The organism is Paracoccus aminovorans (assembly GCF_900005615.1).
Classification (GTDB): Bacteria; Pseudomonadota; Alphaproteobacteria; order Rhodobacterales; family Rhodobacteraceae; genus Paracoccus; species Paracoccus aminovorans.
In genome coordinates, this window is sequence record NZ_LN832562.1 from 254465 (window position 1) to 277680 (window position 23216).

19 protein-coding genes and 1 pseudogene are annotated in these 23216 nt (G+C 70.3%); 6 read left to right on the plus strand and 14 right to left on the minus strand.

What is annotated here, in order from left to right; translation table 11 throughout:
- Nucleotides 1-4: 4 nt before the first annotated feature.
- Complete coding sequence (locus JCM7685_RS17255; RefSeq protein WP_145981084.1) at nucleotides 5-2074, minus strand: type VI secretion system Vgr family protein; 2070 nt, start codon at nucleotides 2072-2074, stop codon at nucleotides 5-7.
- Nucleotides 2075-2542: 468 nt separating this feature from the next.
- Here JCM7685_RS17255 and JCM7685_RS17260 point away from each other — a divergent pair.
- Both JCM7685_RS17260 and JCM7685_RS17265 read left to right on the plus strand, forming a co-directional pair.
- A pseudogene (locus JCM7685_RS17260) lies at nucleotides 2543-3274 on the plus strand (transposase).
- Nucleotides 3275-3387: 113 nt separating this feature from the next.
- Nucleotides 3388-4464, plus strand: a complete 1077-nt coding sequence (locus tag JCM7685_RS17265) for an IS110 family RNA-guided transposase (protein WP_074967680.1) — start codon at nucleotides 3388-3390, stop codon at nucleotides 4462-4464.
- Nucleotides 4465-4826: 362 nt separating this feature from the next.
- Here the strand turns inward: JCM7685_RS17265 and JCM7685_RS17270 are convergent, their stop codons facing one another.
- From JCM7685_RS17270 to JCM7685_RS17310, 9 genes are all read right to left on the minus strand, one after another.
- A complete protein-coding gene (locus tag JCM7685_RS17270) occupies nucleotides 4827-6380 on the minus strand; it encodes a cytochrome D1 domain-containing protein (RefSeq protein ID WP_074967661.1) in 1554 nt (517 codons plus the stop codon).
- Nucleotides 6355-7578, minus strand: a complete 1224-nt coding sequence (nirJ, locus tag JCM7685_RS17275; RefSeq protein ID WP_074967659.1) for a heme d1 biosynthesis radical SAM protein NirJ — start codon at nucleotides 7576-7578, stop codon at nucleotides 6355-6357. The genes JCM7685_RS17270 and nirJ overlap by 26 nt, the downstream gene beginning before the upstream one ends.
- Nucleotides 7579-7589: 11 nt before the next feature.
- Entirely contained in the window at nucleotides 7590-8078 is a 489-nt protein-coding gene (gene ahbB, locus JCM7685_RS17280) for a siroheme decarboxylase subunit beta (RefSeq protein WP_074967657.1), read from the minus strand.
- Nucleotides 8075-8548, minus strand: coding sequence for an Lrp/AsnC family transcriptional regulator (locus JCM7685_RS17285; protein ID WP_074967655.1), 474 nt, complete (start codon nucleotides 8546-8548; stop codon nucleotides 8075-8077). The genes ahbB (JCM7685_RS17280) and JCM7685_RS17285 overlap by 4 nt, the downstream gene beginning before the upstream one ends.
- On the minus strand, nucleotides 8545-9522 hold the full coding sequence (gene ahbB / locus JCM7685_RS17290) for a siroheme decarboxylase subunit beta (RefSeq protein WP_074967653.1): 978 nt from the start codon (nucleotides 9520-9522) through the stop codon (nucleotides 8545-8547). Before ahbB (JCM7685_RS17290) ends, JCM7685_RS17285 begins: the two co-directional genes overlap by 4 nt.
- Nucleotides 9523-9524: 2 nt before the next feature.
- Nucleotides 9525-10706, minus strand: a complete 1182-nt coding sequence (locus JCM7685_RS17295; protein ID WP_074967651.1) for a cytochrome D1 domain-containing protein — start codon at nucleotides 10704-10706, stop codon at nucleotides 9525-9527.
- Nucleotides 10703-11029, minus strand: a complete 327-nt coding sequence (locus tag JCM7685_RS17300) for a c-type cytochrome (protein ID WP_074967649.1) — start codon at nucleotides 11027-11029, stop codon at nucleotides 10703-10705. The genes JCM7685_RS17295 and JCM7685_RS17300 overlap by 4 nt, the downstream gene beginning before the upstream one ends.
- Nucleotides 11022-11807 (minus strand): uroporphyrinogen-III C-methyltransferase, encoded by a 786-nt coding sequence (cobA, locus tag JCM7685_RS17305; protein ID WP_074967647.1) that lies wholly within the window; start codon nucleotides 11805-11807, stop codon nucleotides 11022-11024. Before cobA ends, JCM7685_RS17300 begins: the two co-directional genes overlap by 8 nt.
- Before the next feature lie 84 nt (nucleotides 11808-11891).
- Nucleotides 11892-13781 carry a cytochrome D1 domain-containing protein gene (locus JCM7685_RS17310; protein ID WP_269458840.1) on the minus strand — a complete coding sequence of 630 codons (1890 nt, stop codon included), beginning with the start codon at nucleotides 13779-13781 and terminating at the stop codon, nucleotides 11892-11894.
- A gap of 199 nt (nucleotides 13782-13980) precedes the next feature.
- On the opposite strand from JCM7685_RS17310, the gene JCM7685_RS17315 reads away from it, so the two are divergent.
- Together JCM7685_RS17315 and JCM7685_RS17320 are read left to right on the plus strand one after the other, a co-directional pair.
- On the plus strand, nucleotides 13981-16149 hold the full coding sequence (locus JCM7685_RS17315; RefSeq protein ID WP_074967645.1) for a NosR/NirI family protein: 2169 nt from the start codon (nucleotides 13981-13983) through the stop codon (nucleotides 16147-16149).
- Nucleotides 16146-17024: an FAD:protein FMN transferase gene (locus JCM7685_RS17320; RefSeq protein WP_074967643.1), complete on the plus strand. Its 879-nt coding sequence runs from the start codon at nucleotides 16146-16148 to the stop codon at nucleotides 17022-17024. The genes JCM7685_RS17315 and JCM7685_RS17320 overlap by 4 nt, the downstream gene beginning before the upstream one ends.
- 450 nt (nucleotides 17025-17474) lie before the next feature.
- Here the strand turns inward: JCM7685_RS17320 and ubiV are convergent, their stop codons facing one another.
- Genes ubiV through ubiT form a run of 3 tightly spaced genes read right to left on the minus strand, consistent with a single transcriptional unit; the run spans nucleotide 17475 to nucleotide 19906 of the window.
- Nucleotides 17475-18365, minus strand: a complete 891-nt coding sequence (ubiV, locus tag JCM7685_RS17325; protein WP_074967676.1) for a ubiquinone anaerobic biosynthesis protein UbiV — start codon at nucleotides 18363-18365, stop codon at nucleotides 17475-17477.
- Between the two features lie 12 nt (nucleotides 18366-18377).
- A complete protein-coding gene (gene ubiU / locus JCM7685_RS17330; RefSeq protein WP_074967674.1) occupies nucleotides 18378-19373 on the minus strand; it encodes a ubiquinone anaerobic biosynthesis protein UbiU in 996 nt (331 codons plus the stop codon).
- Nucleotides 19373-19906: a ubiquinone anaerobic biosynthesis accessory factor UbiT gene (ubiT, locus tag JCM7685_RS17335; RefSeq protein WP_074967641.1), complete on the minus strand. Its 534-nt coding sequence runs from the start codon at nucleotides 19904-19906 to the stop codon at nucleotides 19373-19375. The genes ubiU and ubiT overlap by 1 nt, the downstream gene beginning before the upstream one ends.
- A gap of 83 nt (nucleotides 19907-19989) precedes the next feature.
- Here ubiT and JCM7685_RS17340 point away from each other — a divergent pair, with 83 nt between their 5' ends.
- Together JCM7685_RS17340 and JCM7685_RS17345 are read left to right on the plus strand one after the other, a co-directional pair.
- On the plus strand, nucleotides 19990-21483 hold the full coding sequence (locus tag JCM7685_RS17340; RefSeq protein ID WP_074967639.1) for a UbiD family decarboxylase: 1494 nt from the start codon (nucleotides 19990-19992) through the stop codon (nucleotides 21481-21483).
- The gene (locus JCM7685_RS17345; RefSeq protein ID WP_074967637.1) at nucleotides 21480-22046 is read left to right on the plus strand and encodes a UbiX family flavin prenyltransferase; all 567 of its coding nucleotides are present in this window, start codon (nucleotides 21480-21482) and stop codon (nucleotides 22044-22046) included. The genes JCM7685_RS17340 and JCM7685_RS17345 overlap by 4 nt, the downstream gene beginning before the upstream one ends.
- 8 nt (nucleotides 22047-22054) lie before the next feature.
- Here JCM7685_RS17345 and JCM7685_RS17350 read toward each other — a convergent pair whose 3' ends face one another.
- The gene (locus JCM7685_RS17350; protein ID WP_170848922.1) at nucleotides 22055-23188 is read right to left on the minus strand and encodes an NnrS family protein; all 1134 of its coding nucleotides are present in this window, start codon (nucleotides 23186-23188) and stop codon (nucleotides 22055-22057) included.
- Nucleotides 23189-23216: the final 28 nt, after the last annotated feature.

A 23216-nucleotide genomic window follows, 5' to 3' on the forward strand; every position in this document is an offset into this window, starting at 1 on the left:
GGGGTCAGTCGGAGGACAGCGCGCCGGTGTCGGGCGCGGTTTCGCGGGGGTTGATATAGGTCTCGGCTCCCTCGATGATCAGCTGGCCGCCGCCGATCTGGATGAAGTTCGAGGCATCGGCCTTGAGCAGGATGCTGGGCGCCTCGATCACCACGCTGGTCGCGGCCTTGATGGCGATGCCGCCGGTCTTGGAGACGGTGACGATATCCTGGTTGACGGTGGTATATTGCCCCGCCGCCAGCACGCTGACCCGGCGCGCGCCGGTGCTGACGGTGGTGCTTTGTTCGCCCTGTTCCACGGTGGTGCTGTCGTCGCCGGTCACTTTCAGGGTCCGGGTGCTCTTCACGGTTTCCGAGCGGTTGCCGGTGATCTCCAGCGCCATGTCGCCGGTGACGCTTTCGGTATGGTTGCCGCCCACGCTGAGCGTCTTGTCGGCGGTGATGGTCTCGGAATGATTGTTGCCGACGCTGATCGACTTGTCGTTGCCGATGGATTCCGACTGGTCGTTGCCGACGGATTTCGAGCGGTTGTTGCCGATGCTCTGGTTCTGGTCGTTCAGGATCTGGACGCGGTGGTCCTTCTGCCCATGCATGAAGATCTCTTCCTGCCCGGCTTGATCCTCGAAGCTGAGCTCGTTGAAACCGGCGCCCTGATGGGTGTTCGAGCGCATCACCATCTTGGTCTTGTTCTCCGGCAGCGGGTAGGGCGCCGCGTTCCTGCCGTTGAACACATTCCCCGTCACCAGGGGCTTATCGGGATCGCCCTCGAGGAACTCGACGACGACCTCCATGCCGATCCTGGGGATCACCATGCCGCCCCAGCCGGCGCCGGCCCAGTTCTGCGACACCCGGCAGCGCATCGAATGCGCCCCCGACAGGTCCCAGTGGAACCGCACCAGGATGCGGCCGAACGCGTCGCAGTCGATCTCGCCCTCGCCCACCACCATCGCCGTCTGCGGCCCGTGCACCACCGGCACCGCCGTCCGCCGCGGCGGCACCATCGGCGCCGTGTCCGGCATCAAGGCGTAGGACCCGGTAAACGCATAGCCGTCGCTGCCCTGGCCGCCGGAGCCATAAGCCTCGCTGACGAAATGATGCGAGGCCGAGAGGCACAGATAGGTCTCGCCCGTCCCCGGCACCGGATCGCCCGACAGCGTCACCCGACGCCCCGCCCGCAAGCTGGCGCAGTCGCCCACCGCGCGGTTCCTGCGATCCGCGCCGCGCTCCTGCGACGTCCGCAACCCCGCCACCAGCTTTCCCACATCCTGCGCGAGGTAATCTCCAGGATAATCAAAGCTCTCGATCTGCCCCTGCGCATGGGCGGCGTCGCCCAAGCGGTCGGCCTCCATCGCCGCGTCGGGGGTCTTGAAATTGTAGTCGGTCAGCCGGATGGCGCCGGTGGTCAGGTTGCGTTCGGGCGCCCAGTCCCAGAAATGCTCGCCCTCCGCCTGGTGATGGCCGTCGTAGGACTTGTAGGGCCGGGCGCCGATGGTCTCATGCGCCAGCACGTCGTCGGTCAGCACCAGCGTGTGGCTGCCGGGCGCGTGGCGGAAATGGAAGCTGATGCCCGCCCGCTCCATCTGCCGGCGGGCGAAATCGAGGTCGGATTCGCGGTATTGCACGGTGTATTCGAGGGTCGGGTAGTCCTGCGACAGCTGGAACTCGACCGCCGGATCGCCGAGCTGGGCATAGTCGGCGAGCAGTTCGGTCAGGATCTGGATGACGGTTTTGTCGTGGAAGATCCGCTGGTTGCGCCGGCGGGAGGCGAGCCAGAACCAGGGCCGCAGGGTCAGGTCGTAGCGGTGGCCGTTCTCGCCCACGCCGGCCCAGCGGGCTTGCGTGACGATGCCGTCGAAGGGCTGGGGGCCGTCGCGGGTCTCGATCTCGACGGTGGCATGGGTGCCGACGAGCGCGTCGAAGTCGAGGTCTGGGCGGGTGGCGAGCGCCTCGACGCGGTATTCGAAGAGGTCGTTCAGGTGATCGCTGCCGTCGAAGCGCAGCAGCGCCAGGGTATTGGCACCGAGGGCGGTGGTGAGGCGCCCGAGACGCTCGGACTGGCGCAGGGGGGCGTTCATCGCGATCTCCTTCCTTTGTCCGGGCAGGTCCGATCCCGGTCGTAATGATGCCGTTCCACTGTCGGTTGTCCACCTGCTGCGAAGCAATTGCGCAGCTTCTCGCTTAATCCGGGACCAGGCTGCCCGAAATGGGGCGTCCAAGGGACAGTCTGCGACGATCGAACCGGAATTGCAAACCCGGCCCGCCGAAGGCCGACAGGCCCGGCCAAAACGGCGCGCGATGGGTTGCAGCCGTTCGGCGTGACGGTGGGGAGCGGACTGACAGGCTGCTTGAAGGCTTGGAGAGGATGTCGTGGAGGAAATGGTCCCGGATTTGCTGAAGATCGATCCCTGGAAATGGGTCTGCCCAGCCGCATTGGCGCGGACTTTCCGATCTCCGACCAAGTCTTTTCCGTCCCACGGCTCTGCCCCGAAACCAGGTCGCGTGCCGGTTATGCACGCGCTGCACGAACCGACCCAAGGCGGCAGCTGACGCTGGGCACCGTGATCGGGACCCCGCGAGGCGGCTGGCGGCAGCTGTCGCGCGAACCGGCACGCCATCGGTTCGAGTATTGCCGTGAACGGGGCATCTTCGCTCGGATGATGGACGGTCCGGCGTCCGAGGCGGCCGTTCCGGAGACGGTGATGATCGATACAACCTATCTGAAGGCGCACCGCACGGCGACCAGCCTGCGGTCGAAAAAGGGGGATCCGGCGATCAAAGGGGCCGTCTGATCGGTCGCAGTCCCAGGGCCAGAAAGCAGTCCGGGGAACTGCTTTCCCGAGGACGGGCGGCATGAACACCAGGTTGCATGCCGTGACCGATGCCGAAGGCCGCCCGATCCGCGTTCTCGGGGGACATGATCCCCCGGGTCATGGCCTTATCCCGCGAACTCATGACCGCAGACCAAGTTGGCGACGACACCGGCGCAGCCGCGTTGCCGGGCAGCCTGCCGAAGGCGGACTGACTGCTGGCCGAGCGGGGCCATGATGCCGACCGGTTCAGGGATGCGTTGAAAGACAAGGGGATACGGCCCTGCATCCCCGGCCGCAAGTCGCGCGGCAAGCACGACAAGCGACGCTGCAAACGCCGAAACCGCATCGAGATCATCTTCCGGCAGGCTCAAGGACTGGCGGCGTGCCGCCACACGCGGCGACAGATGCCCGAAGGTCTTCCTGTCTGCCGTCGCTCTCGCCGCTACCGTCATGGTCTGGCTGTGACACGTGAACGAGATGCCGTAACGGGGCCTGCGTCGCGACCCGCCCGTTACCGTTGCAAGATTGAGGGCAAGCTGGCGCCATTCCCGTATCGGATCCACATGGAGGACTGCGGGATGAAGCTGTTTGTCGGGCTGGATGTGTCGCTGGAGAAGACCGCGATCTGCGTGATCAGCGAGCATGGGAAGATCGTGAAGGAGGCGCAGGTGGCCAGCGAGCCCAAGGCGCTGTCGTGCTGGATCTGCGACCAGGACGGCGCAATTGCCGCCGTCGGGCTTGAGGCTGGCCCCTTGTCGCAGTGGCTGCATCGCGGGTTGTCAGATGCGGGACGACCTGTCGTTCTCATGGAAACCAGACAGGTAAAAGGCGCCCTGAAGGCCATGCCGATCAAGACGGACCGGCGGGATGCAGAGGGTATTGCACGTCTGCTTCATCTTGGTTGGTTCCGACCCGTTCATTGCAAATCGGTGTCTGCACAGGAGGTTAGAGCGGTGCTCAGCCCTCGTAAGGCTGTGCAACAAGGGTTTATCACGCTGGAAATGTCACTGCGCGGGCTGCTGCGGAACTTCGGGCTCAAGGTTGGCACCATATCCCGCGGCAGGTTCGAACAGCGTATCCGCGAACTGGCGGCGGGCAACCCGATGCTGGAAGCGGCAACCGAACCCATGCTTCGCGCGCGCTCGGCGCTGCGGCGAGAGCTGGCGGGTCTTGAACGCAATGTCCGTCAACTCTCCCAGGAAGATCCGGTCTGTCGTCGGCTGATGTCGATGCCCGGGATCGGCGCCGTCGTGGCGTTGACCTATCGATCCGCTGTCGATGATCCCGCCCGCTTCACATCCTCGAAGAAGGTCGGACCATGGGTCGGCCTGACGCCGTCTCGCAACCAGTCGGGCGAGCGCGACATCTCGGGCGGGATCACCAAGGCAGGCGACGTCAACCTTCGACGCGCGCTGTGCCAGGCGGCAACCGTCATGATGTATGAGGAGGGTCAGAAAACAGTCCGGGGGACTGTTTTCCCGACGATTGGTGGACGGGCGAGCTGGCTGCGAACCTGGGCGGCAAAACTTGCGCGCCGTCGTGGTGCCAAGCGCGCGATGGTTGGGCTGGCCCACCGCATCGCCGTGATCCTGCACCGGATGTGGAAGGATGACACCGACTTCCGTTTTGGCATTCCCGTGCTTCATGCCGGCTGAAGACACAGATTCCAGACTGCTGCCCGCCTGATCGCGGGCCTTCGAGGTCCCCACGGGACGCGGTTGCGGTGATGCCGTGCTCAGGACCGATGCCGATCGTATCGAGCACGCCAATGAGATGGGCACATCGGAATTGCATTGAACCAGCATCATGTCGGCAGCCACAGCGCTGACCACGGACCGAAGCATGCACCCGGGTCGATCTCAGGCGAAGGCTGCCGAACAGGGAAGCAGATCACTTTCTCAAAGAACAAGACCGCGCGCTCCGGCGGCACATCCCCTATGCGCAAAACCGCTTGACTGGGACGACCCCGTTACCGAAGTCTGGAGCCTAAGCCGGCGCGTCCGGTTTCGGCGGCCGGCTAATGGCTGGTCCCGTCCGAGAAGGTGATCTTGTTCCAGATGTTGTACTTGCCCGAGGGCTTGCGCATCGGCAGGCGCTTGACCTCTTCCAGCGTCTTGGCGTCATAGACCACGACCGCGCCGTCTTCCTCCCAGATCGAGACCAGCGCGTAGCGGCCGTCGCGGGTGAACTCGGTATGCGCGGCGGTCCGGCCGGGCGCCGGCTTCAGGGTGCGGACGATCTTCAGCGTCTGCTTGTCGATGACATGCATCTCGTCGCGGTTCGGGCCCATGAACACGTCGGCCCAGACATAATCCGAGGTCTCGTGGCTGCGCAGGAAGAAGCCCGGGCCGTCGGTCCTGATCTGCTTGACCAGCGTCCAGTCGGTCATGTCGATCACCGACAGCACGCCCTCGTTCAGATGCGGCGTCGCCATGACCTTGTGCCCGGCCCGGTCCCAGGTGATGCCCGAGCCGAGATGCGGCATCCCCGGCAGCGGCAGTTCCGCGACCCTGGCGCCGGTGGTCAGGTTGATCACCACGCCCTTGGTGCCCTCGCGGTTGGTGCCGATCAGGTTGCGATAGCCGGGGTCGAAGAAGAAATCGTCCAGCGGCTCGTCGGTCGGGATGCGGCGACGCGCGAACAGGCCCTGCTGGGCGCCGAAGGCTTCCTCCATGCCCTTTTCATGGCTGTGGACATAGCCGTCGTGGAAGGGACCGGCATCGGGGTCGGTGGCGATCTCCCAGATCTCGGGCGCGTCCTTCAGCGCCAGGATGAAGCTCTTGCGCTGCGGCGCCTGGTAGACGGCGCTGACCCGGCTGGGGGTGCCGTCGCGGCCGGCGACCTCGATGACGCGGACCGGCTCCAGCGTTTCGGTCGACAGGATGGTCAGCGTCTGCGGCAGAGAGTTGGCGACGGCGAGCCAGCGGCCGTCATGGCTCATGGCGATGTTGCGGCTGTTGAGCCCGGCGCGGATGCGGCCGACCTCGCGCAGCGACCAGATGTCGTATTTCTGCACCCAGCCGTCGCGCGACATGATGAAGACGTAACGCCCGTCGGGCGAGAACTTGGGCCCGCCGTGGACGGCATAGGGGGTGGCGAAACGGTCCAGCACCTCCAGCCGGTCGCCGTCCAGCACGCTGACGTGATGGTCGCCGGTTTCCACGACCAGGGTGATGTTCATCGGATCGGCATCGAAGACCGGGGCGGCGGCGGGGCGGTAATCCGCCGCCATCTCGCGGCTGGCGGCGATGTCCTCGGGCGTCCAGTGCGGGGTCTGGTCCAGCGGCGTCTTGATGAAGCCTTCCAGCGCCTCGATCTGGGCGGGCGCAAGCTGCTCGGCAAAGCCCGCCATCTGGGTCAGCGGCCGGCCCTGGGCGATGATCTCGGCGATGCCCTTGACGCGGCCCAGCGTCTCGGGGATCAGCGCCGGCCCGGTGCCGCCCAGCCGGTGCTCGCCGTGGCAGGCGGCGCAATGCGCAGCGTAATCACCTGCCGCGTCGGCCAGGGACGGGGCGGGGGCCAGCAGCAGCGCCACTAACCAGAGCCTAGAAGAAGCGATGCGCCGGATCATGGCTTTTCCCCCGGAACGGCGTGACGGCAAGCCGGGCCGGGTCGTTCTCGGCCCCGATCTCGGCATTGGACAGATAGCAGGCCGGGTCCTCGGCCCAGGGGTCCCCGGTCAGTTGCAGCGCCCGGATGCGGGTATTGCCGCCACAGATCCGCTGAAAGGCGCAGGCGCCGCAGCGGCCCTGCAGCGGCCGCGGCCGGGTGCGCAGCGTGGCCAGCATCGGGTCGTCGCCGGTCCACCAGGCGCTGAACGGCCGTTCCTTGACCGAGCCGACGGTATAGTCCGACCAATAGGTGTCGGGATGCACCTTGCCCTGCGGGTCGATGTTCGCGACCCCCAGCCCCGAGGAATTGCCACCCCAGGCCAGCAGATGCTCGCGGACATGCGCCACCGCCTCGGCCGGGAAATTGCGCTCGGCCCAGCGGATGAACCAGACCGCGTCGGCGTCGTTGTTGCCGGTGACGATCTCCAACGGCCGGCCCTGCGACAGCGCGTCCCAGCCGCGCCGGATCAGCAGGTCCATGGCGCGGCGGGTATGGGCGTGGTCCTGGTCGTCGCCGCGATGCTTGTCGCCGCGGCCGGCATAGACCAGATGCGACAGGTAGAACTTGTCCACGCCCTCGGATTCGCACAGGTCCAGCATCGCGGGCAGGTGATGGGCATTGTCGCGGGTGATGGTGAAGCGCAGGCCCACCTTGACGCCGCGCGCCTTGCAGGCCCGGACCCCGGCCAGGGCATTGTCGAAGGCGCCTTCGACACCGCGGAACCAGTCGTTCACCGCCCCGATCCCATCCAGGCTGATGCCGACATAGTCGAAGCCCAGGGCGGCCACGCGGGCGGCGGCGCCGGGCTCGCCCAGCTTGGTGCCGTTGGTGGACAGCGACAGGTGGCGGAAATCCAGTTGCCGGGCGCGCGCGGCCAGGTCCCAGAAGTCGAAGCGCGACAGCGGCTCGCCGCCCGACAGGATCAGCGCCGGGATGCGAAAGGCGGAAAGGTCGTCCAGGACCGCCATCGCCTGTTCATGCGTCAGCTCGCCCGGAAAGACGTGGTCGCTGCTGACGGTATAGCAGTGCCGGCATTTCAGGTTGCAGCTGCGGGTCAGGTTCCAGATCACCACCGGCTTGACCGCACCCGCCGAGGCCCGGCGGGCGACCGGCGTCGGGTGCAGCAGTTGCTGCATGTATTGCGTCAGGCGGAACATCGCGTCCCCTTTCAGTCGTCGCGCAGGCGCAGCCCGGTCTTTTTCAGGATGCGCGTGGAATAAAGAATGTCGTGGCCGCGGCAGGCGTTGCCCAGCAGCGCGGCCACCTCGGCGCGCTTGGCCTCGACCTCGGCCCGGTCGGCGCCGTGCAGCATGGCGAACAGGTTGTAGGGCCAGCCGGGCAGCCGGCGCGGCCGGCGATAGCAATGGCTGACGAAGGGCAGGGCGCCCACGCGTGGGCCAAGTGCCGAGACGCGGTCGTCGGCGACGTCCCAGACGCTCATGCCGTTGGCGACCATCCCCAGCGCGTAATGGTTCGGCGCCACCGCGATCCGGCGGATGGCGCCGCGGTCCTGCATGGCGCGCAGGCGAGCGATCACCTCGGTTTCGCTCAGGCCCAGACGGGCGGCGATCTCGGCATAGGGGGCGGCGACCAGCGGCAGGCCGGCCTGGGTGGCCTGCACGATGCGCCGGTCGGTCGGGTCGAGGCTGCGGGTCATGCCCGCACCCGGAAACCGATGAAATATTCTTCGAGCTTGGGAAACAGCATGACCTCCAACCCCGTCTCGTCCTCGATGGCGCGCGCGGTGCGGTCGATGGCGCCGGGGGAATCGGTGGCAAGGACGAACCACATGTTCAGCGCGTGGCTGCGTTCATAGTTATGCGCGACCTCGGGATGGGCATTGACCTGGGTCATGACCGTCTCGAAACGATCCGCCGGCACCGCCATGGCGCACAGGCAGAAGGCGCCGCCGATCTCGGCCGCGTCGAAGAAGGGGCCGAAGCGGGTGGTGGCGCCGATCCGGCGCAGATGGGCGAGGCGCGTGAGCAACTCGTCGCCCGAGATCCCCAGCGTGGCGCCGGCGGCGTCATAGGGGCGCGGCACCAGCGGAAAGCCGTCCTGCAAGGCGTTCAGGATGGCGCGGTCGGTGGCGTCCAGCGCCTCGGGGGGCAGCACGGCGCGGCTCATGCGGCCTCGATCAGCGCGCCGCGCTGCTTGAAGCACCGGGTCGAGAACAAGACCTTGTGCGGCACGCCCGCCAGTTCCGGCAACGCGCGGGCGCGGTCCAGCACCGCCAGCGCCTCGGGGCGGGACCGGGCGTGGATCATGCAGAACAGCGGCCAGTCCCAGACCCCCGGCACGGTGCGGCGCTGGTAGCACAGGGTCACGCCCGGCAGTTGCGCCAGGGCGCGGCCGGCGGCTTCGATGCGGCCGGGCCGCCAGACCACCATCGCATTCGCCACCCAGCCCAGCGCGCGGTGGCGCAGGATGACGCCGACGCGGGTCAGGATGCGGGCCTCGGCCAGGGCCGCGATGCGGGCGATCACCTCGGGCTCGGGGCGGTCCAGCCCGGCGGCCAGCGCGGCGAAGGGGCGCGGCACCAGCGCCAGCCCGCAGGACAGCGCCTGCATCAGCGCCCGGTCGCCCGCGCGCAGCACGGCCATGTCGGCCTGCCGGTCCAGCCCCATCGCCGCGCGCGGCCCGCGCAGGCGAAAGCCCAGGTCGATGTTGAACGGCCGCAGCAGCGGCAGCGACAGCACGGCAAGGCCGGCGGCGGCCTCGATCCGCGCCAGCGCCTGCGCCAGTTCGGGCGCCGAGGGCGCGGTGGCGACGAACCACAGGTTCCAGGCATCCTCGCGCAGATAGGAATGGTTCACGCCCGGCTCGGCGCCGACGATGGCGGCGACCTCCTCGACCCGCGCCGGGGGCACCGCCAGCGCGGCCAGGGTCGAGGCGCCGGCGGTGTTCGGCCGGCAGGTGGCGCCGACGCGGGCGATGCAGCCCGCCGCCTGCAGGCGGCGCAGGCGGGCCAGCACCTCGGCTTCGGTGGTGTCCAGGCCGGCCGCCATGGCCGCGAAGGGGCGCTGCACCAGCGGCAGGTCGCGCTGGAATTCGTCCAGCAGCCGGGTGTCGAGCGTATCGGGATCGGGCATGTCGCGCATGGTCACAACCCCGTCCGATGCGCGCGGGCGGTGAAGAAGATGCCCGAGGGCGCGCGAGCCTCGATCTCGCCCAGTTTTTCATAGGTGCGGGCGTCGTGGATCACCACGCGGTCGTCGTCGCGCGCCGACAACCAGACCTCGTGCCCGCGCGGGGTGAATTCCATGTGCAGGATGCCGGCGCCCGGGTGCAGGGTCCGCTTGACCTGCCGGGTCAGCGCGTCGATCACCTGCACCGTGCCGTTGTCGGGGGTGGCGAAGTTCACCCAAAGCTCGCGCCCGTCCGGCCTTGCGGTGACGAAGACCGGCTGGCCCGCGACCTCGGTGCGGGCGGTCTCGGCGCCGGTCGCGGCATCGGCCCACAGCACCTGGTGTAGCCCGACGGCGGGCAGGGCGTAGCTAGCCCCGGCCAGGGTCCAGCCCTGCAGATGCGGCATCTTGTAGACCGGCAGGTCGGGCTGGTCGCGGCCATAGTCGGGCAGGATGCGGCGCGGCTGCGGCGGGTCCTGCCACAGGTCCAGCGTGGTCAGTCCCTTTTCGCCGAACAGCCCCACGATATAGGTCCGCCCGTCGGCGGTCATCAGCGCGTCATAGGGATTGGCGCCGATGCCCTTTATCCGCGTCACCAAGGGTTTTGCCGGGTCGGCCGAATGGTCCAGCACCCAGACCTCGCCGCTGTCCCAGGTCGCCACCACGAAGCGCGATCCGGGCGCATCGGCCAGCCCCACGGTCTTGGAGCCCATCGGCACGTCCGCGACCTGCGCCAGCGTATCGGCGTCGAAGACCTTGACACCGCCCGGCTCGTAGTTCGAGACCGCGACCAGCCGGCCGTCGTCCGAGATCGCGCCGCCGATGGCGTTGCCGGCCTGGATCACGCGGTTCTCCAGCCGGCAGGCCAGGATGTCCACCTTGCTGAGCCCGCCGTCGCGGCCGAAGACATAGGCGAAGCGTTCGTCGGGCGAAAAGGTCAGCGAGGCATGGGACAGGTCGCCCAAGCCCTCGACCCGGCACAGCGCCGCCCGCTCGGACTGGTCCACGACCAGGACCGAGCCGCTGGCGCGCTCGATCACCACGCCCAGGTCGCCGGTGCCGCGGCTCTCGGCCGGGCCGAGCAGGGCGGACGCGTCCTGGGCCTGGACGGCGGGCGGCAGGATCAGCGCAAGGGCGGTCAGGCAGGCCCGGATCATTCGGCTTTCTCCTTCTTGAGGTATTCGGCGATCCACAGCGCCTCTTCCTCGGTGATCAGCGGCCGCCAGGGCGGCATGGCGCTGCCCGGCACGCCGTCGAGGATGATCGCGGCCAGCCCTTCGGGGTCGTGATCCGCCAGCGCCTCGGGGGTGATCGGCTTGCCCAGCCCGCCCTTCATCGTCAGCCCGTGGCACGAGCCGCAGTCCTGGATCACCATATGCTGCAGCCGGACCTGCCGGTCGGCCGCGACCTCGGCCCCGGCGGGGGTGGTCGCGGTCAGCGCCGCAAAGGCGAGGACCAGGGCCGGCCCCGGCTCAGCCATGGCCCACCACGCGCAGATGCGCGCCTCGCTGCCGTTGCGGCAGCGGCAGGGCGGCGGTCTCGTAGAGCCCGGCGACGCGGCCGATGACGAACAGCACCGGCGCCTCCATCGGCTGACGCGCCAGGTCGGCGCCGATCCGGGCCAGGTCCGACAGCATCCGCCGCTCGCGCGGGGTGGTGGCATGGGCGACGGCCAGCACCGGCAGGTCCAGGGGCATGCCGGCGGCGATCAGCCGGGCCGCGATCTCGACCATGTTCGCGGCGCCCATATAGACGACCAGCGTGGTGTCGGGATCGGCCAGGCTCTGCCAGTCCAGCTCCAGCGCGGCGTCCTGGGCGCGGTGGCCGGTGACGTAGCGCACGCCCGTCGCCAGCCCGCGATGCGTCAGCGGCACCCCGGTCGAGCAGGCGGCGCCCTGGGCGGCGGTGATGCCCGGGACATAGGCATAGGGAATGCCGGCGGCGGCCAGCGCCTCGGCCTCTTCCGAGCCGCGGCCGAAGATCAGCGGGTCGCCGCCCTTCAGCCGGACCACCCGGTGCCCGTCGCGGGCCATCTCGACCAGCAATTCGTTGATGCGGTCCTGCGGGACGCTGTGAAAACCCGCCGCCTTGCCGACCGGGACGCACAGCGCGCCCGCCGGCGTCAGCGCCATGATCTCGGGGCTGACCAGCCGGTCGTGGACCACGACCTCGGCCGATTGCAGCAGCCGCAGCGCCTTCAGCGTCAGCAGGTCGGGGTCGCCCGGCCCCGCGCCGATCAGATAGACCTTGCCCGCCATCTCGGTGTTCCCTTGCATTCCAGGCTGGGGAGGGGGAGCGGAGGCGCGACCCGCCGGGGCCGCGCCTGCCTTGGCGTCGGGACGTCAGTAGATGTCGCCCTGGGTGTTCTTGACGTTGAACTTGCCGGTCGGCGTCACCAGGCGCTCGTCCTTGATGACGTGCTTCAGCTCCAGCGTCTTGTCGTCCACCACGACGATGGCCGATTGCTGGTCCTTGCCGTTCCAGACCGAGAACCAGATCTCGGTGCCGTCCTTGTTGAACTCGCCCTGGACGACGCGCGGCTGGCCCTCGGTGATGCCGGCCCATTCGGTGATCGGCAGGGTCAGGATCTCGGGGTCCGAGCCGTCGCCCTTCATCTCGTCGATCTTGAACACCGCCACCGCGCCGGAAATCGACGGCTCGGGGTTCAGCGTCGCATCGACATAGAGGTGGTTCGAGCCGGGATAGGTCTTGACGAACAGCGACCCGCCCCCCAGCGCCGGGAAGCTGTCGACGATCTTCCAGGCGCTGTCGGGATGGCCTTCCGGGTCGGTGCCGATCAGCGCCACCGAATCGTCGCCCAGGTGCGAGGTCGCCCAGACCGGCCCGAAGGTCGGATGTTCGAAGTTCGCGCCCCGACCCGGATGCGGGGTCTCGCCGCCGGTGTCGGTGATCGCGGCCAGCTTGCCCTCCTTGGTGTCGATCACCACCAGCTTGCCGCGCGCGTTGGCGGCGGTGATGAAATAGCGCTTGGTACTGTCCAGCCCGCCGTCGTGCAGGAAGCGCTCGGCCTCGATCTCGGTGATCTTCAGGTTCTTGAGGTCGGTATAGTCGACCAGCTGGATCTTGCCGGTCTCCTTGATGTTGACCAGGAACTCGGGCCGGTAATGCGAGGACAGGATCGCCGCCACCCGCGGTTCGGGGTGATAGGTCTGCTCGTCATAGATGTTGCCGCGGGTCGAGACGATCTTCAGCGGCTCCAGCGTCTGGCCGTCCATGATGACGTATTGCGGCGGCCAATAGGCGCCGGCGATGGCGTATTTGTCCTCCCAGCCCTTCATCTTCGAGGTCTCGACCGAACGCGCCTCGGCGCCGACCTTGATGGTGGCGACGATCGAGGGGTCCTTCATCCACAGGTCGATCATGTCCACCTTGGCATCGCGCCCGATCACCATCAGATAGCGGCCCGAGGCCGACATGCGGCTGATGTGCACCGCATAGCCGGTGTCCAGCACCTTCTTGATCTCGTAGCTGCTGCCGTCGATCAGGGCGATCTGGCCGGCGTCGCGCAGCGTGACCGAGAACAGGTTCTCGAGATCCCAGTCGTTCTGCTTTTCGGTGGGGCGGTCCTCGGGCGCGACCACGACCTTCCAGCTGTCGCGCATCTCGGGCATGCCCCATTCCGGCGGGCTGGCCGGGTCCTGCAGGACATAGCGGGCCATCAGGTCCACCTGCCGCGCGTCCAGCTGGCCCGAGGTGCCCCAGTTCGGCATCCCGGCGGGCGAGCCGTATTCGATGAAGGTATGCAGGTATTCATAGCCCAGTTCGCGCGTCAGGTCGGGCGTCAGCGCCTTGCCGGTCGCGCCCTTGCGCAGCACGCCGTGGCAGCCGGCGCAGCGCTCGAAATAGATGGTGTTCGCCTCGTCGAACTCGGCCTGGGTCATCGCGGGCACGCCCTCGGGGGCGCCGGGCACGGCCATCTGCTGCTGGCCGAGCGTGGTCAGCGACGGCTCGTACTGGTCTTGCGGCTTCGAGGTATGGTCCTGCACCTCGGTCTTGGCCTTGGCCTGCTCGTCGGTGCTCAGCCGCGCGCCTTCGGACCGGGGCAGCTCCTGCACCTCGGTCTCGGCCCCGGCCTTGGGGCCGGTGACTTCGTTCAGTTCGGAATTGGCCGGGGCCGCGGTCGCGGGCGGGTCGGCAGGGGCGGCCGTCTGGGCCGTGGCCATGCCGGCGCCAAGGACCAGGGCCAGGGCCGCCGACGCCAGAAGCGTCATCCTGGCATTATGCGCTGGGAACTTCATGAACTCTCTCCGTCCTGCTGTGAGGCATCGGGACAGTTGACCGGAGCGTGATCGGACTCCTTGACTTTGGTTAAGGTCCACCGCGGCAAATTGCGCGACCCTGGCGCCAGAACGGCCTGCTGCGGCGCCGTGCCGCAGCCGAAAGCCCCCGCCGGCCGCATTCGGGACTGACATGAACCTGCCTGCACCGCTTCGCCGCCTTCTTCGCGCCGCCGCGCTTCTGCCGCTGCTGGCGGCGGCCCCGGGCCCGCCTGCCGCCACGCCGGCCGAAGCCGCCCCTGCGGTGCCGGTCCAGGCCGAGGCCGCCATCGCTGCCGCCGCGCCCGATGCCGCGCTGGCCGCCGCGCTGTTCCGGCTGCCGCCCGGCGTTGCGCCGGTGCTGCTGCGCCAGGAAACCCCGGTGCCGGGCTGGCGGGTCGAGGCCGAGGGCCGCGCCCTGGGCCTGATCGGCTCGACCTGGGAGCTTGCGGGCTCGACCGGCTATTCCGGCCGGCCGCTGGACGTGCTGGTCGCGGTCGCGGTCGCGGGCGACGGCCGCATCGCCGGCGCCCGGCTGATGCGCCACGCCGAGCCGGTGCTGACGCTGGGCATCTCGGACGCGGACATCGCCGCCTATGTCGACGGTTTCCGCGGCCATGACATGAACCGCGCCTCGACCGACGCCGATCTGCCCGACGTGATCGCGCGCGCCACCGTCTCGACCGGGGTGATCCGCGACGGCATCCTGCGCAGCGCCCGGCTGCTGGCCGCCGCCCAGGCCGAGGGCGGGGTCATCGACCGCATGGCCTATGCCCCGGCCGACTGGGCTGCGCTGGAAGCGATGGGCGCATTGTCCCATGCCCGCGTCACCATGGCCGAGGCCGCGGCGGCCATGCCCTGGGCCCGGCCGCCGATCCCGCCCTCGGACGCCCCCTGGTTCGAGATGTGGACCGGCCTGATCGACACCCCCACCGCCGGGCGCAACCTGCTGGGTCAGCAGGGGCTGACGGAAATTGCCGGCCGGCTCGGCCCGGGCGAGGCGCTGCTGGCGGTGTTCTCGCGCGGGCTGCAATCCCATCGCGGCAGCGAATACCGCCGCACCGGCCGCTTCCAGCGCATCGAGATCACCCAAGGCGAGACCCGGCTGGTGCCCGCGGCCGAATCCTTCGCCTCGGTTCCCCGGCTCGCCGTCGCCGGCGCGCCCGCGTTGAAGGAACGCAGCGTCTTTCGCATCAACGCCGACCCGCAGGCCGGCGGCATCGACCCCGCCCGGCCCTTTCGCGTCACCGTCGCCACCGGGCGCGAGGGATCGGGCGGCACCGCCCTGACGCTGCCGGTCAGCGCCGAGGTCGCGTTGCCCGACGCCTTCCGCATCGCCCGGCCTGCGGCCGATCCGCCGCTGTGGCAGCACTTCTGGCTGCAGAAGCGGCCGCAGATCGCCGTGGTCGGGGCCATGCTGGCGGTGCTGGGGCTGATCCTCTTTGCGCAGGAATGGCTGGTGCGCCGGCCGCGGCTGTGGCGGGGGCTGCGGCTGGGCTATCTGGCGACCACGCTGGCGGTGCTGGGCTGGGGCCTGGGCGCGCAGCTGTCGGTGGTGCAGGTCATCGCCTTCCTGCACGCGCTGCTCTTCGGCTTCCGCTGGGAGACCTTCCTGGTCGCGCCGCTGATCTTCGTGCTGTGGTCGGCGGTGGCGCTGGGAATGCTGTTCTGGGGCCGGGGCGTGTTCTGCGGCTGGCTGTGCCCCTTCGGCGCGTTGCAGGAACTGACCAATGCCGTCGCGCAAAGGCTGGGCCTGCGGCAGATAGCCGTGCCGCAGGCGCTGCACGAACGGCTGTGGGTCATCAAATACACGCTGTTCGTCGGGCTGGTGGCGCTGTCCTTCTATTCGATGGAACAGGCGCTGGTCATGGCCGAGGTCGAGCCGTTCAAGACCGCGATCAGCCTGCGCTTCCTGCGGCCCTGGCCCTTCGTGCTGTTCGTGCTGGTGCTGCTGGGGGCGGGGCTGTTCGTCGAGCGCTTCTATTGCCGCTACCTGTGTCCGCTGGGCGCGGGGCTGGCGCTGCCGGCGAAGCTGAAGATCTTCGACTGGCTCAAGCGCCGGCCGCAATGCGGGCGCGAATGCCGGCTGTGCGAGACGAAATGCACCGTCGGCGCCATCGACCCGCTGGGCCGCATCAACGCCAACGAATGCGTGCTGTGCCTGCGCTGCCAGGTGGTCATGTACGACCCGGCGACCTGCCCGGTGCTGAAGCGCCGCGCCCGCGCCGCGCCCGCCGCGCCGCTGCCGGCCGGCGCGCATCCGGGCGCAGCCGTCCAGCCCGCCCGCCCGGCGGCGCGCCCCTTGCCGGAGGATGCCGAATGACGATGCCCCGCCGCCGTTTCCTGGCCCTGTCCGCCTGCGCGCTGGCGACGCCCGCTCGCGCCGGCGCTCGCCATGCCTGGCAGGGCACGGCCCTGGGCGCCGACGTGGCGCTGACGGTCCGGGGCGGCTCGGCCGAGGCCGCCCGCGCCTTTTTCGCCGAGGCCGCGCGCAGCCTGCGCGGGGTCGAGCGGCAGTTCTCGCTTTTCTCCGGCTCCGAGCTGCGACGCCTGAACGCGCTGGGGCGGCTCGCGCATCCCTCGGCCGAGATGCTGGCGGTGCTGCGCCTCGCCGCTGCCGTGCATGAGGCGACGGGCGGCGCCTTCGATCCCACGGTGCAGCCGCTGTGGCAGGCGCGGCGGCTGGGACAGGACGAAACCGCCGCCGCGGCGCTGGTCGGCTGGGGGGACGTGCGCTTCGGCCCATCCGAGGTGCGTCTGACCCGTCCTGGCATGGCGCTGACGCTGAACGGCATCGCCCAGGGCTTCGCCGCCGACCTTCTGGCCGAGGTCGCCGCCCGGCATCGCCTTGCCGAGGTGCTGATCGATGCGGGCGAGATCCGCGCGCTTGGCCCGGCGCCCTGGGATGCGGTCATCGAGGCGCCCGGCGGCCGGGTCCTGCACCGGCTGGCGTTGCGCGGCCGGGCGCTGGCCACTTCGGCCGCCTATGGCACCCGGATCGGCCCGGCGGGCGACCGGGCGCATATCATCGGGCCGGCGGGTCAGGCGCCCCGCTGGGCGCTGGTCTCGATCAGCGCCGACCGCGCCATGCTGGCCGATGCGCTTTCCACGGCGGCGGTGCTGATGGAACGCCCGGCGATCGACCGGGCGCTGGCAGCCTTTCCCGAGGCGCGGGTCGAGGCTTTGGTTCCGGCTTGATTCACCCCCGGCCTACGGCGGCGGTTGTCCGGCAAGCGGCCGACGCCATGCCCGCGCCGGACGGTGCAAGACATCCTCTCTCTGGCACCGATCCGGGTCCCCGCCATCGGCCGCAGCCCGCCGGGCGACATGGCTGATGCGCGGCTGGCGGCAAAGCTGGAACCGGCTGGCGATTCTGCTGACAGGCGACGGCGGCTATTCCCTGGCCTGAGCGACATTTGGTCCGGCTGCGACGGCTGTCATGGACAAGGCGCGGGTGACGGTTCCGTTGCCCCTGCCGGTTGGCTGCCGAAAGAAACCGCGCAACAGGGCGAACTAGACCGAATCGAGCCGCGCATCCCAAGCCGACCGAAAATACCCATTCAAGGCCGATTTTCACCGGATCCGAAATGGCACGATGCTTTTTCAAGATCGTTTTCGGCAACCGGTCTGGCCGGCCGCTGGGACGGGTCAGCCGACCTGCCGCAGCCCTGGCGCGCCGGCCAGGAAGCCGTCGGCGAAACGGGCCTCGGGCAGGCACGCGCGCAACTGCGCCAGCGCCGCGTCGCCTGCAATCGCGCCGCGGGTCAGCCGGTCGTAGACATCGACCACGCCCGCGAAGTCCCCGACCTGGGGCGACAGCCGCAGCGCGGTCACGCCGGCCTGCCGCAGTTGTTCGGCCTGACCGGCGACGGTGGTATGGGCATGGCCCAGCGTCTGGACGCCGTTCACGGTCAGGAAGCTCTGGCCGTCCAGGGTCTGAACTTCGCGACCGTCCGGGTCCTCGCCGCAGACGAAAAGGCAGCTGTCCTTGGCGCGGTCGTGCAGCCGGGCGTGATAGCAGCGCCCCGAGATCGCCAGCGGCGCGCGGCCGTGACCCCAGACCTCGACCGCGACCCCGGCATCGCGCCCGGCCCGGGCCAGCACCGCGACCGAGGCCAGCGGCAGTTCCGGCGGCAGGCAGATGCGCGTCGCGCCCTTGCGGGCCAGCCATTCCAGCGTGCCCTCGTTATAGACGTTGACGGTGGGGCCGACCTGGAAGGGGACGCCCTCGGGCAGGTGGCGCAGTGCGCCGAGATCGGCGATCTCGACCGCGAGGCCGGCGGCGAACAGCTCCTCGGTCTGGCGGCGCTCGCGCCGGAGCGTGATCAGCGCCAGCGTCGTCAGCGCCACCTCCTTGCCGGCGGCCAGCAGGGCCTCGACCGCGCCGGGGATCTCGTGCTGCCAGAAGGGCAGCCGCTTCGAGCAGACCCATTCGCCGATCACCACCCGCCGCGCCGGGGTGGCGGCCAGGCGCCGATAGAAATCCGCGACCTGCGGCGCGGTCCAGAAAAAGGCGAGGGGGCCGATGGTCAGGTCCATGGTCATGCCGCGCTACCTCCAGGTCTTGGCATAGGCGCCGGTGGTGGCGGCCTGGCCCTCGGTCAGCTTGGCCAGCAGCCCGGCGGGCATGGGGGCGCCCGCCTCGGCGGCCTCGACCGCGGCGCGGAAGGCGCGCACCACCTGCGCCACATAGGCGCGCGAGCGCTGGCGGCCCTCGATCTTCAGCGCCGTGACCCCGGCCTTTTGCAGCCGTGGGATCAGCTCGGTCGCGTCGAGACTCACCGGGTCCTCGAAAAGATGGCCGGTCTGGGCCGGGCCGGTCGCGGTGGCGGGCGCGGTGAAGCAGCCCTTGCATAGCGTCGGATAGGGCACCGGCGCGCCTTTCGGCGTGCGGTGGATCAGCCAGCCGCCCAGCCGCGCCTCGCTGTGGCCGCCGACCTCGGCATAGGCGACGTGGCTGGCGGGCGAGCAGACGCCGTTCATGTTCGGCGACAGGCCGGTGGCCCAGGACGAGAGCGAGCAGCGCCCCTCGGCCATGACGCAGAGCCCGCCGAAGACGAAGACCTCGGTCTCGACGTCGATCTCGCGGTTGATGGCGGTGATCTCCTCGACCGTCAGCACGCGGGGCAGCACCACGCGGCGGATCCCGAAGGACTGGGCGTAAAGGTTGATCGCATCGGGATTCGCCGCCGCCGCCTGCACCGACAGATGCAGCCGCAGGTCGGGATGCGTCTCGGCGGCATGGGCCAGCAGGCCGGGGTCGGCCAGGATCACCGCATGGGCGCCCGCCTGCTGCGCATCGGCCACCGCCCGGTGCCACAGCGCCTGCGCCCCGGCGCGCGGGAAGGTGTTGATCGCGACCAGCACCCTGGCACCCCGGGCCTTGGCATAGGCCACGCCCTCGGCCATTTCCTCGCGCGAGAAGTTCAGGCCCGGGAAGTTGCGGGCATTGGTCTCGTCGGCGAAGCCGCAATAGACCGTATGGGCGCCGGCATCCACCGCGGCGCGCAGGGCGGCGGGGGTGCCGGCCGGGCAGACCAGTTCCATCATGGCATTTGCTCCTGTCGCGAAAGCGCATAGCCGCTGCGCCGCGCCGCCAGCGCCGAGACCCGGCGCAGCCAGCCGTCGAAGGGCGCGGCCGCCAGCGCGGCCAGTTCCTCGGTCAGGTCCAGCTCGGCGTCGTCCAGCGCATTGCGCAAGGCCAGCACCGCCGAGGTGTCGCCGCCGATCTGCAATTCCCCCGAGAAGAACAGCGCGTCGCCGTCCTCGGCCCCGTGCAGCATGGCAAGGAAGGCCGCGAGCCGGCCGTGGATCGCGGCGTCATGCGGTGGTGCGGGACGGCGGCGGGGCAGGGCGGCGATGCGGCGCGCGCCGGGCTCGATCAGCAGCAGCAGCGGTCCGTCCTGCACGTCGATCAGGAAGCGCGCCTGCTGATGCGGGCCCAGCCGCAACAGGATCGCCGGCCGCCGCGCGGCGATGCGGCGCAAGAGCCGGGTCAGCGCCAGGCCAAGGGCAGGGGCGGCAAGCGGCGGCAGCACCATGCGGCCGAGAAGCCGCGGCAGGGGGCGGGACGAAGTCATGGCCTGCCTTTGGCATGGCAAAACCGCGGATGGCTTGACAATGGTCAAGACGGCGCCGGAATTCCTGCCGCAGGGTGCGCCGCATGATCGAGACCCCGCCCGCAACCCCGCGCTGCCTGCCCGCCTTTGCCGATTTGCGCGCCTTCCTGGCCTGGGCCGAGGCGCGGGGCGATCTGGCCCGCATCGCCGCGCCGGTGTCGCTGCGCCACGAGATGACGGCGCTGCAACTGGCAGCGCTGCGCCGCGCCGGGCCAGTGCTGCGCTTCGACGCCCATGACGGGCCGGGCGTGCCGGTGATCGGCAATCTTTTCGGCACCCGGGCCCGGGTCGCGGCCGGGCTGGGGCTGGAGCCGGAACAGATCCCGGGTTTCGGCGCCTTCCTGGCCGGGCTGCGCAGCCCGGTGCCGCCCGGTCGGATGCGCGACGCGCTGTCGCATTGGCCGATGCTGCGCGCGGCGCTGTCGGCGCGGCCCCGGACCATCCGCCACGCGCCGGTGCAAGAGGCCGAGCTGACCGGCCTCGACGCGCTGCCGGTGCAGACGCCCTGGCCCGAGGACGCGGGACCGCTGATCACCTGGCCGGTGGTGCTGACGCGGCCGCATGGCTCGGCGGCGGGCGAGTTCGGGCGATACAATCTGGGCGTCTATCGCGCCCAGGTGCTGGGACCGGATCGGCTGATCCTGCGCTGGCTGGCGCATCGCGGCGGCGCGGCGCATCACCGCAGCTGGGCGCGGGCGGGCGAGCCGATGCCCGTCGCCATCGCCCTGGGCGCCGACCCGGCGCTGCTGCTGGCGGCGGCGCTGCCGCTGCCCGAGGCGGTTTCGGAACTGGGGTTCTCGGGCGTGCTGCGCGGCGCGCGGACCGATCTGGTCGCCTGCCGCTCGGTGCCGCTGGCGGTGCCGCCCCGGGCCGAGGTGATCCTGGAAGGCTGGGTTCATCCCGGCGAGACCGCGCCCGAAGGCCCCTTCGGCGACCATACCGGCTATTACAACGCGGCCGAGCCGTTCCCGGTCATGCGGGTCTCGGCCATCACCTGCCGGCGCGATCCGCTGTATCTTTCCACCGTGACCGGCCGGCCGCCGGACGAGCCCTCGGTCATCGGCGAAGTCTTCAACGATCTGGCGCTGCCGGTGATCCGCGCCCAGATCCCCGAGGTGCGCGACCTGTGGCTGCCGGCCGCCGCCTGTTCCTATCGCATGGCGGTGGTCCGGATCGACAAGCGCTATCCCGGCCAGGCCCGGCGGGTGATGATGGCGCTGTGGGGGATGCTGCCGCAGTTCAGCTATACCAAGATGATCGTGGTGGTGGACGGCGAGCTGGACATCCGCAGCTGGGACGACATCGCCTGGGCCATCGCCACCCGCATGGACCCGGCGCGCGACGTGATGCTGATCGACCGCACGCCGATGGACTATCTGGATTTCGCCGCGCCGCTGGAGGGGCTGGCCGGCAAGATCGGCATCGACGCCACCACCAAGATCGGCGCCGAGACCGCGCGGGAATGGGGCCGCGAGATGCGGCTCGACCCCGCGCACGAGGCCCGCGCCGAGGCGCTGCTGGCGGCGATCCTGCCATGAGGGTGGTGCTGGGGGTCTCGGGCGCCTCGGGCGCGGTGCTGGCGATGGACTGCGCCGCCGCGCTGCTGCGCGCGGGGGCCGAGGTGGACCTGGTGCTTTCCGCCATGGCCGAGCGCACGCTGGCCGAGGAGATCGGCCCCGGCGCCCAGGCCCAGCTGACGGTCATCGCGACGCGGGTGCATCCGCTGCGCGACCTGGGGGCCGCCATCGCCTCGGGTTCCTGTCCGGTGGCGGGGATGATCGTCGCGCCCTGCTCGATGCGCAGCCTGGCGGCGATCGCCCATGGCTTCGACGACAATCTGCTGACCCGCGCCGCCGGGGTGCAGCTGAAGGAGCGCCGGCCGCTGGTGCTGCTGGCGCGCGAGGCGCCGCTGACGCTGGCGCATCTGCGGAACATGCAGGCGGCCGCCGAGATGGGGGCGGTGATCCTGCCGCCGGTGCCGGCCTTCTACCTGCGCCCGGCCAGCCTGGCCGAGGCCACCGCCCAGATCGCCGCCCGCGCTGTCGATCTGCTGCGCCTGGGCCCGCCGCAGGCGCGGCGCTGGCACCCAAGATCCGACTGACCCATGCCTCAGGCCCGGCTGTGGGCGCTGAGCACCGGCCGCGGCACCGGCCCTCGCAAGGCGTGGCGAAAGTCCCACAGGAACAGCGCCCATCCCGTCATCCAGGCCAGGGCCGCGATCCGCAGCAACGGCGCGGGATCGGCGCCGCCCCAACCCATCAGCAGCCGCGCCAGCACCGACAGCTGCACCAGTGTGAAGGCAAGGCCCAGCACCGGCGACACCCGAAGCCGCGTCCCCTGCCGGACCATGGCCGCCCGCGCCATGATCGCCAGCATCATCGAGCCCATGGCGCCCATGGTGACGGCATGCAGCGCCGTGGCGGGGCCGAGCCCGGCCTCCGGCAGCTGCGCCGCGCCCGCAAGCACCAGCCCCAGGGGCAGCCACAGCCAGGCCAGGTGCAGAAGCAGCAGCGCCGGATAGCGCACCGCGTATCCGTTGCGCCAGCCCGGCATCCGCGCAAGCTGCATCAACCCCGAGGCGATCAGCAGCGGCCCGGCCAGCCGCGGCGCATCGACCTGCAGCGCCGCCATTGCAAGGGCCAGCGTCAGCAGCGCGCCGCCCGCAAGCCAGGGCGGATCGGAGACGGCGGGGGCGCCCGGAGAGCCTGCCAGCCAGTGGCGGGTGAAGGCGGCGATGGCGCGGCCGCCGACCAGGCCGATGAGCAGGGCGAAGAACAGCGCCGCGGTCTCTCCCGAAAGGTCATCGATCTGTGCCCAGCCCGGGACCAGCGGTGCCAAGGCCAAGGGTATGCGGCCCCAAGCCCTGGCGCGCGTGACCCGCGCGGACAGGAAGCCGGCAAGGGCGAGGAAATAGGCGGCGCCGGCCAGGCTGCCCAGCGGCCCAGTCCCGCCTATGGCGAATGTCAGCCGCCCGACCAGCCACAGCGCCACCAGGGCCGCGGTGACCGCCGCCGCGACCCGGCGGCCTCCGGTCCAGGCCGGCAGCGCGGTCAGCAGATAGCCCCCCAGCGCCGCCCCGCCCATGCCGAAGAGCAGCTCGTGCCGATGCCAGGCCAGCGGCTCGGGACCCAGGCCCTGGGGCAGCAGCCAGACCGTCGGCACCAGCAGCGCCCACAGGCCGGCCAGCAGGAACAGCGGGCGATGCGGCGCCAGCCACAACCCGGGGAACGGTGCGCGCGGCATGTCGGAAACCATGCCGCCAGGCTGGGAC

Excerpts from the sequence above, each read along its gene's own strand:
- JCM7685_RS17320 (WP_074967643.1), top strand. The coding sequence starts at position 16,146 with ATGACGATGCCCCGCCGCCGTTTCCTGGCCCTGTCCGCCTGCGCGCTG.
- JCM7685_RS17285 (WP_074967655.1), bottom strand. The coding sequence starts at position 8,548 with ATGAGCCGCGCCGTGCTGCCCCCCGAGGCGCTGGACGCCACCGACCGC.
- JCM7685_RS17340 (WP_074967639.1), top strand. The coding sequence starts at position 19,990 with ATGATCGAGACCCCGCCCGCAACCCCGCGCTGCCTGCCCGCCTTTGCC.
- JCM7685_RS17345 (WP_074967637.1), top strand. The coding sequence starts at position 21,480 with ATGAGGGTGGTGCTGGGGGTCTCGGGCGCCTCGGGCGCGGTGCTGGCG.
- ubiV (WP_074967676.1), bottom strand. The coding sequence starts at position 18,365 with ATGGACCTGACCATCGGCCCCCTCGCCTTTTTCTGGACCGCGCCGCAG.
- cobA (WP_074967647.1), bottom strand. The coding sequence starts at position 11,807 with ATGGCGGGCAAGGTCTATCTGATCGGCGCGGGGCCGGGCGACCCCGAC.
- JCM7685_RS17315 (WP_074967645.1), top strand. The coding sequence starts at position 13,981 with ATGAACCTGCCTGCACCGCTTCGCCGCCTTCTTCGCGCCGCCGCGCTT.
- JCM7685_RS17270 (WP_074967661.1), bottom strand. The coding sequence starts at position 6,380 with ATGATCCGGCGCATCGCTTCTTCTAGGCTCTGGTTAGTGGCGCTGCTG.
- JCM7685_RS17300 (WP_074967649.1), bottom strand. The coding sequence starts at position 11,029 with ATGGCTGAGCCGGGGCCGGCCCTGGTCCTCGCCTTTGCGGCGCTGACC.
- JCM7685_RS17255 (WP_145981084.1), bottom strand. The coding sequence starts at position 2,074 with ATGAACGCCCCCCTGCGCCAGTCCGAGCGTCTCGGGCGCCTCACCACC.
- JCM7685_RS17295 (WP_074967651.1), bottom strand. The coding sequence starts at position 10,706 with ATGATCCGGGCCTGCCTGACCGCCCTTGCGCTGATCCTGCCGCCCGCC.
- JCM7685_RS17265 (WP_074967680.1), top strand. The coding sequence starts at position 3,388 with ATGAAGCTGTTTGTCGGGCTGGATGTGTCGCTGGAGAAGACCGCGATC.
- ubiU (WP_074967674.1), bottom strand. The coding sequence starts at position 19,373 with ATGGAACTGGTCTGCCCGGCCGGCACCCCCGCCGCCCTGCGCGCCGCG.
- JCM7685_RS17350 (WP_170848922.1), bottom strand. The coding sequence starts at position 23,188 with ATGCCGCGCGCACCGTTCCCCGGGTTGTGGCTGGCGCCGCATCGCCCG.
- nirJ (WP_074967659.1), bottom strand. The coding sequence starts at position 7,578 with ATGTTCCGCCTGACGCAATACATGCAGCAACTGCTGCACCCGACGCCG.
- ahbB (WP_074967653.1), bottom strand. The coding sequence starts at position 9,522 with ATGCGCGACATGCCCGATCCCGATACGCTCGACACCCGGCTGCTGGAC.
- JCM7685_RS17310 (WP_269458840.1), bottom strand. The coding sequence starts at position 13,781 with ATGACGCTTCTGGCGTCGGCGGCCCTGGCCCTGGTCCTTGGCGCCGGC.
- ahbB (WP_074967657.1), bottom strand. The coding sequence starts at position 8,078 with ATGACCCGCAGCCTCGACCCGACCGACCGGCGCATCGTGCAGGCCACC.
- ubiT (WP_074967641.1), bottom strand. The coding sequence starts at position 19,906 with ATGACTTCGTCCCGCCCCCTGCCGCGGCTTCTCGGCCGCATGGTGCTG.